The sequence below is a fragment of the Vibrio sp. 1CM23M genome, assembly GCF_023161755.1.
GTDB classification, from domain to species: Bacteria; Pseudomonadota; Gammaproteobacteria; order Enterobacterales; family Vibrionaceae; genus Vibrio; species Vibrio coralliirubri.
Map to the genome: position 1 here is coordinate 33415 of NZ_JALNTR010000001.1, position 10838 is coordinate 44252.

Genomic DNA, 10838 nt, shown 5'->3' on the forward strand with positions numbered 1-10838 from the left:
GGCTCTTTAAAATTCGCTTCGCAATTTTCGCTAGCTTGGCCGTTAAACGGCCAAAATGGCACCTCTGGTGCCAAAATCGACTTTATTTGGGTTTCGCATCCCTAGCTTGGCAACACTGATGCCTCAAATGGCAACAACAGTGCCAAACACCAAAAATTAACTCACTACCAAAAAAAAATAATAATAAAAATGGTACTACTATGAAAAACAATAACGATTATAAAGAAAGCAAAAACAAAGGTGGCGCACCTAAAAAAGAAGCTCACCTTAAACAAAGTAAAGATCTACGATGCAAAATCACTAATGCTCAAAACGACGCTATAGTGAGAGCATACAAAGATGCTGGGTATAAGTATAAGTCAGACTATGTTCGAGACTGCGTCTTTAGCGCAATTAAGCCTAAAGCAATAATCACTAAAACATCGCTAGAATTTCTTAAAAGCTCACGAAGTTATTTCAGCAACTTCAATCAACTGATGCACTCTTTACATCGGGGAGAACAGCTGAATGGGCACATGAAAGTATTCGTTGAAGACACAGTAAGTCTTCGAGATGAAATCAGGGGGCTTCGCGAGGAAATTAAAGGCGACATAAGCACCGACACCATCATCTCACTCGCCATCAATAATCTATCACTTGATGAAGTTAAAGAAGTAGTGAATGGCTATAAGCTTAAGAACAGCAAAGCGAGAGGTGATGCATGATTGGATTTGAATGCAAGCCTAAAGAAACTGTCCAGACTGCAAAAGACGTCGTCCAAATGATGCGTTATGTGTCTAGATCGGGTAAAGGCGGCATGGAAGCCGCCGTCCCTCTTGAGGTCATCGATGACACCGAACTAAACGCAGAACAAATGCTTCTATATAGCGCGAACACAAAAGAAGGCAGTGTGAGCGAGTTCATCACTTCAAATGAGATGCTCTCAGCAGACGAGATGATATTTAGACCCAACGCGACCGTTGAAAATTGGGATGATGTGATCGAAGAGCTGATTGAAGTTAGTAGCAGAAACGATAGATGCCAACGTCCTTTGAAGCACTGGGTGCTCTCAAACCCCGAAGGCGAAGATATGGCAAATCACCAATGGGCCAAGGTTGCAGAACAATTCATGACAGGCCTTGGATACGAAAACTGTAAATGGATCTGCTTCAAGCATGCAAAAGAGTCCAACCCACATGTCCATCTTATTATCAGTCGAATTGACACGCTTACTAACAAAGTCATTCCCGACTGGAAAGAACACGAGCGCTCCTTCCCTATCATTAGAAAGATAGAGCTAGACTTTGGCCTAACCCGTCTAGCAAGCCCAGGCGACTTGATGAAGCCAGAAAAGCAGGAGAATGGCGACTATATAATGGTGCCAAACAACTCTGAGCAGGGCGACAGAAGAAAACCTCATGTAAATGACATCATCAGGCGCTTAAACGTTGTGCATGACCAACTCCTCACGGAAACCCAATTAAAACCCTCTCTGTCTGAGTGGATGCTGGCACTACGAGAAGCCAGTATCGGCGTTCAGTTTACATACACTAAAGATGGCGCAATCAAAGGCATCTCATACAGAATCAAAGCTCAAAGCGGTGAGAACTTTATCTGTTCAGCCTCAAAACTAGGAAAGCAAAGCAAGTTTGGATTCAAAAAAATCAAGGACAGACTGTCTCATATCACCGATGAGCAACTTGGTATTGCGAAAGAAATATCAGCTCGTGAAACCAGGATGAGAGATGATGAAGAAAAGGACATCATCGCATTCAAGAAGCTTGATGACATAAGATTGTTGGGCAAAAAAGTTTACGATGTTCAAGTCAAAATGGACGAACTTCATTTCTCCAAACATATTCTCAAAATGCTGCGTAAGAAACGAAACTTTAGAGCTCATCGAAAAGATGGAGTTTTTATTGTCAGTCGTCGATTTGCAGTCAAAAATCTCGAAGAAACACCGAGAATGACAGGCCCCGAGTATCGTGCTTATCTTGAGCTAAAATGGGCCGAGATGTTTATCGATATGATTCTAGAATTTTTTGGATTTGACACTCGGGAAGTGCGCCCACCATCGACAGATATAAAGTTTGCAGAAGTACTTCTCGATAGTGACTACCAAAATCTCTTCGGCTTTACTGAGAATCAAGAATATCATCATGATGGCCGCAAAAACGAAGTCATTGATACTATCGACCTCGAAATGCACATTAAAGGCAAACAAGACTCAGGAGACGGGACAAAGAGCACTGCTAGAGCACGAACTATCGCAAATGACCTATCCCCTTCCCTATAAACGAAAAACGCCCCTGTGAGTAGGGGCGATGAATCTCCAGATTACCTTTTTATACGCTTTTCGCAGTCGCTCTGCATTATCTTCTCCCGAAGCATCTTGCGATGGCAGCGCGGGTGGAGGGGCTTTTTCAATCCGACTAATCCCTCTCTTACCTTAGATTTAGTGTAGCTGAAATAGCTTATGCGAACAAGCCTTGCCGTTTGGAAGAGTCCGTCAATATACCTACAATAAACCTGCGAACTTTAAATTATTGATAATTCGTTATTTATATTTAAATTTCATAACTTTGTTTGTTGATTATTAATTATTACCTTATATTTTTTGTTTATAATAATTACTCGCACTAAATTTATTTAAATAGAGAAAACCTCAACTAGATGAATATTAACTTTAATACAACAATAGGAAAGTAAATTGTTAAGCCTTACTAATTGGTAATATTTATTTGTCAACTATTAATAAGAATCATTGCTATATTTATTCATTCCAATTAATATATCTAAATACCAATAAAAATAATAAAAATGGTTAGAAGCATGAATAATAAAGAGCGAATAATCGAACTTGAATACAAATTAAAAAATGACATTAAAATGCAGGGTAGTGATAATTTAACTGTACATTACCAAATTCAAAAGCCAGATTTCCAGCACATTGATGAGCTTCAAACGAATGATAAAAAACAAGTTTCATTACACATTCGAGCCACAGTGAAAAAGGACGGAAAGAAAGTTAAAGACGAGAGCGGCGTGATATTGAGCGCTAAGCTGCATTTAGCAACGAAAAAGCCAGTTTCAAAAAAAGAAGCTTTCGAGATGTTTGGTACTGAGCTATACCAACCTGAAATCATGCAACTGAAGGATACTCATTTCAGTGCACTCCAGGATTATTGCCAGGTTGCTGCATACAAAAATAATATTAGAAAGCAAAGAGAAGTCCAAAAAGGTCGAGACAAAGTAGAATTACAACATGGAATTACCACACATAGTCTCGCTGCCCCAATCCATCATGTTTGCGAGCAAATTGGTGAAATTGAATCTGTCGATCGAGTTACGGCATTTGAAGCAGAATCTTTACTGCAAGCAGTCTTCAGACTTGAAGAAATTCTTAGAGCTAAAGGCATGGACGAGAAGGCTCTTCACAAACCTCTATCGGACTTCTCGATGCTGAACGACACTATCGCATCGCAAGTGCACGTAAAATATCAAGTCGCAAACAAGTCAAGAAAGAATCAGATCGAAGCCGATATTTTTGGAAGTCTGACAGACGAAGATGTACTTAGCATTCAAGAGATGACTCACAAAGATCACTCCTATCCTAGACAAGGACTAGAGAAAAGGAAGAAAAACATATTGGCAACTTCGCCGCAGGCGGTATTTTAAAATGTAAACACATCGCAACATTGATAAAGCAGTTAATAATTGGAATTCTTAAAATTTCTTTCGTTTTTTAAGAATTCTTAATTCGCTTAAGAATTGCTAAGAATTAACAATAATCGCTCCGAGTACTCACAGCTAAACATCCAGATCAAACCTCCGTCTGAGATTGGCCGTTCAATGTAAGTTCTCCTCTCGCTAACTAACTTATGCCCCCAAATGAGTTTGGATAGGAGGCAAATGCAATTTTAATCAGCCTGTTTTATCAAGCTGTCAAATTGGGAAACAACCTGTTTCCTAAATTATTCCTGCCCCAAAATGAGCCAGATAGGGATTGAACTCAGGTTCAAACTCAGGAACTTGCCTTACTTTTCCTCATGCCTAAAGTTCTAACTTTGTCCCCAAATTTCTAACCCACTAGACCACTAAAGACTGATCTTCAAACACAGCTACGCACGAATACGTTGTTTAAGTGTCTCTAAGCTATTGAATAGTCGATAACTAAATGGAAGTTCTTCAGTGATAACGTGCCTTGGATAGGAAGCAATGTGTGTTTGCACGGTTTGCACCTAAAAAATCGTATTTGTACTGTATTATATTCTTATTTTTCATTTGGTTAAGTGATGGGGTTGGGATATGCTGAAAGTGTGAATTCGTGCTTGCACGATATTAAAATGTAAGGCTTTCAGGAGGCATTGTGATTCGTAATGCAGTGAGTAAGGATGCTACTTCAATTGCTGAAATATATAATCATTATATTTCAGATACTGTTGTTACATTCGAAACAGAAATTATATCTGCTGAAGATATTCTTAATCGTATATCTAAAGTTCAATCAGATGATTTACCGTGGTTAATTGCCGAAGATTCTTCGGGTGCCTTAATTGGTTATGCTTATGCTACCAAATGGAGAGAGCGTTTTGCTTATCGTTTTTCAGTCGAGGTTACTGTTTATTTATCGCCAAAATGTATCGGTAACGGCGTAGGTTCACAACTCTATGATGCTTTATTCTCAGAGTTAAAATCTCGTTCTATCCATTCTGTGATTGGTGGCATTACATTGCCTAATCCTGCTAGCGTCGCTCTCCATGAGAAATTTGGCTTAGAAAAAGTTGCACATTTCAAACAGGTTGGTTTTAAATTTGAACAATGGAAAGATGTTGGTTACTGGCAAGGTGTATTAAAAGCCTAACAAGAAATTAAACAAGGACAAAAAACAGTTGGTTTTTGCTCCTTCGTCGCTTATTTTAACCAACTATTTTTTGCCTGTTAATTAGGCGTTATATGCACACAAGGTTTATCACAATATGCATAAGAATACATTTTTAGTCGTTATTTTATTATCATTTTTTTTGAAAAATGCTCATTCCACAGAAGAAAATATTTTCTATGAAAATGCCACTAGAATGGTCGGTGACTATTCTAGTGTTGTACTGATAGCGCTCAATAGTAGCTTAAACAATACAGATAATAAGAAATATCATATATTTAAAAATAGTAAAAAACCTACGATCAATACTCTTGATTCTATAAATCGCAAGTTTTTAATACTTTCAAATAATAGAGATGTAAATGCTGTAACTAGTGTTCACTTGTTGAAAGATGGAAAAAATAAAGAGTGTGTCATTGTTTACAAAAAAGGGATTAGCTTAAACACTCTAAAACATGAAACTGGGCATTGTTTCACTCCGATCAGGTATAAAGTTTCTGGTTTCGTAAAGCAGAATAGCTCTGACGATTATGACGATTATTTAAATGAATTATCAGCAGATTTAGTCGCTTCCATAATATCCTTAAAATTAGAAAACGAACCTACCTATATTAGACTGCGCACAGAGAATATAGAAAATAAGGGAGCAAGTGCTGTAAACTATAAGTTAGTTGCTAAAGCTTTTCCTGGACTAAAAGTAATTTTAAGTGATTATAGATTCACGGGAAAGAGTCATGAAGAAGCCGTAAAAGAAATTCTTGGTCTCATGTCTCAAAGATATCCCCCACTTACAGAACATGAATATTGGGAAGATGTAAAAGCATATAACAAGTTGCTTAAACGGAACTAAAACAGTGGGTTACGTTTCGCTTCGCTACACATTATAACCCACAATTTTAGTCCGCTTAGCAAGGCGTTATAACACAAGCGGAATTACAGCATATAGCAAGGATAGATTATGGAAGAATACTGGAATCCTATGGTTCCCGAATTATCGGTAAGCAATTTTGAAGCGTCGTTATCATTTTACGTCGATGTGCTTGGCTTCTCTGTACGTATTAAGCGAGAAAATCCTGACTTTGTATACCTTGAACAAGAACAGGTTCAGATCATGCTCGAACAAATCACGGATTCAGGGTGGATTACAGGTGAGTTAGTTACTCCATTAGGACGTGGAGTAAACTTCCAAATAGAGCTTTCAGACTTAGAGCCGCTAGTTGAAAGACTGAAGAAAGCTAACGTACGTTTTTTTCGTGATTTAAAGGAAACATGGTATGACACTGGTGAAAAGCTATCAGGTGAACGAGAGTTTCTAATACAAGATCTAGATGGTTATTTACTAAGGTTTACCCAGCACCTTGGAGAGAAAGCGAAACCGTCAGAGTAGTGTTATAACAAGGCGTTTAACAGTGACCAAAAACGCTTGGTATTTTCACTTCGTGAGAGTATATGCCATGGTTTTTGGCTCGTTGACTTAGCGTTACCTCAGCTAATCCGAAATCTAACAAGCTCCTAATCTCGCCAACTCGCCTTTGTCCAGAGGCTTCATAAGCCTGAAGTTTTACTCGTGGCACTTTTCTTTCAAAGTGCCTGCTAGCTAAGAACAGCCCCTTTTTTGAGTTAGAAATCCATTTCGCAGTGTGCGAATCGCAACCTGCGAAATGAACTTATATTTGCCCCATTCCTTGTTTCGACCGATTTAACACAGATATCACCAAAGCCTCATTTAACTTGTTTTTTCTAATCTAACTGCGTGACCAAACTCAGTGTGCCACTACATTTCTATGGGGTTTAATCTGCTATCGATTTTTGCAAATCATTGGGTACAAAATCACAGGGTGAATATCTGAAAATCAGTTCGCTTGTATTTCTTCATAACTTTGTGACATATATGAACCGTCTGTTGCCACTATCCAGTCTCAATAGATTCTAGATAGTGGCTGGTTACCCTTTACCGAAATGACCACTCAGTGATCGCAAAGTCCACGATTTTGTTATGCCGTTTATCTATTGCTTCACAATCCCACACTGGGTTCTCGCTATCTTTAACGAAAGAAGCAATCTCAGCCTGTTGATTGAGAATGGGGTTCTTTCTGTAAGACATTAACTTATCGGCAAATGGTTTGTTTCCGATGGACGCATTGTGCGACCCTGATATGAGCATTAGGTTACCAAGACAATTGAGGTATTCAGAGCTAAAGTCTTCGGAATACTCACCCTGCTCATTGAGTTCATATCCTGTTTCGAGAGGACTTCCATCAGTAGGCGTACGCGGTGCTATATGTTCAATTTGTTGGTTAGTAATCTTGAACCCTTCGACTGAATATCCCGCTCTCTGAAGATAACTCTCGTAGCTCCAAAGCAGGTAGCTTAGTACATTATTTCCGTACATCCCGCCATGTAGATAGTTCTTCGTATTTGTATCACTCCAATACCATGTATCGTTGAGCTTACTTGTTATTTTTTCTGATAAGACAACATTGTTACCATCGTAGGAGAGCAGAATTTCATTGAGACGCTCTTGGATATTTGCCCGACTATTGATGAGCTTAGCCCTAAAGGTTATCACTTCAAGAATGCGGAAAAGAGCTGGGAGATCTGAAGAGTTATAACGGTAGCCCCTAATAATGAATGGGTAAATGTATGCGGGGATCCCAAGTTTAAACAGCCTTTTCGCATACAGACTCTCTTCATGTTGTAACTTATCTATGGCCACGAATGAATCGTTTAAACTTCGAACGTACTCTTTTATCCAGGTAACTTTGTCATCTTTATTACGGAAAGCTTCCTTCAAGTCATCCAAAGTGCGGTAAGCGTACCCCTTGATATACGCATTGTTGTGGTAAATCAGCACACTATCTTCATTGATCCGCTCTATGTTGTTGATTACCTGATAAATGCGTTTAAATATGTTCGATACAAATTCGATATTGTTATCAACATCGTCAGCAGGGCTATTCACATACATCTGATACATGAAATACGATTTGACCTTTTCCATATTGGTCAATTCTTTGCCTCTATTATTTTCCAGTTCAAACATCAAAGCCGCATCCTTCTTACCCTCCAACTCGATGATGGTAAGGTCGGTATTTTCAAGCTTCTCTTGGATACTGACAAGGCGTGCGGTATCAAGCTTAGAGAGTTGTTTAGTGAAGTAGGCTTTCGCTTCAAGTAGTTTCTTTTGTGATGGAGAATAGGCATCAAACTGATCGTAATTTTCAACAATTAGGCAGTCATAACAACTTCGATCATATTCAACTGGGCGGAGTTTAATATTTTTATCTCTGATGAAAGCTTCTTCAGTGTCATCAATGTCAAAATCATGCTCTGACAGGTCATTTCGTGTCTTTAATACATTGAGTAGAGAGCGAACAAATATAGTAATGGTAGTGACCCTTTGCTGGCCGTCAATGATTTCGTATAACTTGTTCTTTTCAACGCATTCAAGAAGAATATTCCCGAAAAAATAGTTGTTTTCCCCATCTACTTGCTCATAAAGATCTGACAAGAATTCATGCCAGTTGTTCTCTCCCCAAGCATAAGCCCGCTGGTATACAGGGATCTCGTAACTAACCTTGGAGGGCTCAAAGAAAGCCAATACTGTGGTTTGATTAAAGTTCATTTCACTAAACATCACAAAGCGTTTAATATCAATAGGTTAATTATATCAGATGCAGTAAAAGGAAACTGTGAATAATGCAGTATTTTTGATTCATTACATTAGAACCCATATTTGAGCTTGTAGTGGTTCACTAAAACTGGCCACTGATATGGAGTTTTCCCATATTTTTATTTATGCGAACAAGGCAGACACTGATGGCATTCGTAGCTCATAATTGTCCACTTTCGCGTCAGAATGATTTTTAGCCTCTTACACTTTCTACCTCAGAAGCCTAACCCGTACTTTTAGACCAAAGGAAGTTGACTATTTAACACGACTTAATCGTTGGGTCGTATACTCACATTCCCATTGAACAGTTCATTTGATTTAAATAGGTCACCACCATTTCACACTCAGAGATATTATAACTTAAATAATTGAATTATAAGAAGTTATTGACAAACACCGACAGTCTGGCACTCTTGAGTCCTGAAGTTATTAAGGAGCTCTAGATATGAATGATGTAAAAACAACAGTTGAGAAAATTGTTAAAAACTTCTCAATGTCGGCATATCCACGCGAGGCGTTTAATTATATCGATGACTCAATCGAACTTATAATCAGAAGCCCACTTAAAATGCCAAGAGAGCTATTAGAGGTTGGAGAATCTGAACTTTTTGATTCATCAATACCTGGAGCCATATTAGCTCTTCAGAAATCTTGCCCTGCAATCGAACGTATTGAAATTCTTGACTTAGAAATGCGAAACAAAGGGTTGTTCAATCTACTTGTAAAAAAGCTATTGATGCTCGATACAGTCAACTATGTTTGTGTCTGTGGAGTTACTAATCAATTGTTTCGTCAGTCTTTGAGGAACAATGACAAGTGGGCACACTTAATTACAAGTGAAAGCATAGATCAGAGAGCTATAATGAAAAGTGTTCCATTTTTTAGACGAAATAAGGTGGAATATAAGAAATTTATTTATGCTCTGGATCAATACTCAAACTCGACAAATCACATGTCGAAATGGTGTAAAGACGCAAAAAAGCAATTAATTGAATTGGTTGAAAGTGAAACATCAGATGACGAGTTTTTAGCTTCTAATATGAGAGGCGCTGGTGTATTCGAAGGTCTTCGTGATAGTTTTATAGAAGCTTTTCGAGAGAGAGACGTGGATCACTACACGTTTATAGCGACAGGTTATCACAACAATTTTTATACGACGTGCGACTTGTTTTTTGACAACAAGGATCATTAGTTGTATCAGTTCCGACTAGATCTGACACTTCATTTTGAAAAGAAGAGAGTTACCCACTTTGATTAAAGGTACTTAATCACTAATCAAAGACAATAGAGGTAACTCTCATGCTTCATACTAGCAATCCAATCATCAAACACAAAGCTGGGCTTCTCAATCTTGCAAGGTTATGGGTGTCTCTCGAGACACGTTTTATCACTTGAAACTGGCGGTATTGATGCTCTGATTAATCAGAGCAGAAGAACACCAAACTTAAAGAACCGAGTCGATAGTGAAACTGAACAAGCCGTCCTAAAATATGCCATCGACTACCCTGCCAGATAGCGAAAGCAACGAACTGCGTAAACTGGGGGTCTTTATCTCTCCAAGTGGCGTGCGCTCAATCTGGCTTCACAACGACCTAGAAAACTTCAAAAAACGCCTCATTGCCTTAGAAAAGCAAGTTGCTGAGAACGGTATCATTCTAACGGAAGAGCAAGTCGCTGCTCTAGAACGCAGAAGCATGATGATGAAGCTTGTGGTGAGATAGAAACAGCACACCCAGGCTCTCAAGACACATTCTATGTTGGCAACCTTAAAGGTGTTGGGCGTATCTATCAGCAGACGTTCGTTGATACCTACAGCAAAATAGCGTTCGCAAAGCTCTACACGACAAAAACACCAATCACGGCAGCAGATATGTTGAGTGACAAGGTTCTGCCGTTCTTCGAGAATCATAAGCTGCCAATGTTGAGAATCTTGACTGACCGAGGCACTGAATACTGTGGTCGTGTTGATCAGCATGTCTACCAGCTCTATCTAGCCATCAATGATATCGACCACACGAAAACGAAAGCGATGTCACCGTAGACAAATGGTATCTGCGAACGCTTCCACAAGACCATATTGAATGAGTTCTACCAAGTCACATTCAGAAAGAAACTGTATGGTTCGATGGAAGAGTTACAGAAAGATCTGGACGAATGGATGGACTACTACAACAATCATCGTACCCATCAAGGAAAAATGTGCTGTGGCAGAACGCCAATAGAGACATTAGAGGATGGTAAATCAATCTGGGCTGAAAAGAATTTAGCCCAGATATAATCTGACAGGCACCGAGTCTAAAAGTG

The 10838-nt window shown here is 38.9% G+C and carries 8 protein-coding genes and 1 pseudogene; 8 read left to right on the forward strand and 1 reads right to left on the reverse strand.

The window, feature by feature from the left end; genetic code table 11:
- The first annotated feature begins 200 nt into the window (after nucleotides 1-200).
- The 6 genes from MSG35_RS00170 to MSG35_RS00195 all read left to right on the forward strand — a co-directional run bounded on the left by MSG35_RS00170 (nucleotide 201) and on the right by MSG35_RS00195 (nucleotide 6248).
- Nucleotides 201-704, forward strand: a complete 504-nt coding sequence (locus tag MSG35_RS00170) for a hypothetical protein (RefSeq protein WP_050648091.1) — start codon at nucleotides 201-203, stop codon at nucleotides 702-704.
- Nucleotides 701-2275 (forward strand): relaxase/mobilization nuclease domain-containing protein, encoded by a 1575-nt coding sequence (locus MSG35_RS00175; protein WP_061026034.1) that lies wholly within the window; start codon nucleotides 701-703, stop codon nucleotides 2273-2275. The genes MSG35_RS00170 and MSG35_RS00175 overlap by 4 nt, the downstream gene beginning before the upstream one ends.
- 536 nt (nucleotides 2276-2811) lie before the next feature.
- Nucleotides 2812-3657, forward strand: coding sequence for a hypothetical protein (locus MSG35_RS00180; protein WP_061026032.1), 846 nt, complete (start codon nucleotides 2812-2814; stop codon nucleotides 3655-3657).
- 691 nt (nucleotides 3658-4348) lie between these two features.
- Entirely contained in the window at nucleotides 4349-4843 is a 495-nt protein-coding gene (locus MSG35_RS00185) for an arsinothricin resistance N-acetyltransferase ArsN1 family B (RefSeq protein WP_102484219.1), read from the forward strand.
- A 115-nt stretch (nucleotides 4844-4958) separates the two neighbouring features.
- Nucleotides 4959-5711, forward strand: coding sequence for a hypothetical protein (locus MSG35_RS00190; RefSeq protein WP_248382405.1), 753 nt, complete (start codon nucleotides 4959-4961; stop codon nucleotides 5709-5711).
- Between the two features lie 108 nt (nucleotides 5712-5819).
- Complete coding sequence (locus MSG35_RS00195) at nucleotides 5820-6248, forward strand: VOC family protein (RefSeq protein ID WP_016796814.1); 429 nt, start codon at nucleotides 5820-5822, stop codon at nucleotides 6246-6248.
- Between the two features lie 564 nt (nucleotides 6249-6812).
- Here the strand turns inward: MSG35_RS00195 and MSG35_RS00200 are convergent.
- Entirely contained in the window at nucleotides 6813-8486 is a 1674-nt protein-coding gene (locus MSG35_RS00200) for a DUF262 domain-containing protein (protein ID WP_248382406.1), read from the reverse strand.
- 493 nt (nucleotides 8487-8979) lie between these two features.
- Between MSG35_RS00200 and MSG35_RS00205 the strand changes: the two genes are divergently transcribed.
- Together MSG35_RS00205 and MSG35_RS00210 are read left to right on the forward strand one after the other, a co-directional pair.
- Nucleotides 8980-9726 carry a hypothetical protein gene (locus tag MSG35_RS00205; protein WP_248382407.1) on the forward strand — a complete coding sequence of 249 codons (747 nt, stop codon included), beginning with the start codon at nucleotides 8980-8982 and terminating at the stop codon, nucleotides 9724-9726.
- Between the two features lie 107 nt (nucleotides 9727-9833).
- A pseudogene (locus MSG35_RS00210) lies at nucleotides 9834-10812 on the forward strand (IS481 family transposase).
- The last annotated feature ends 26 nt before the right edge of the window (nucleotides 10813-10838 follow it).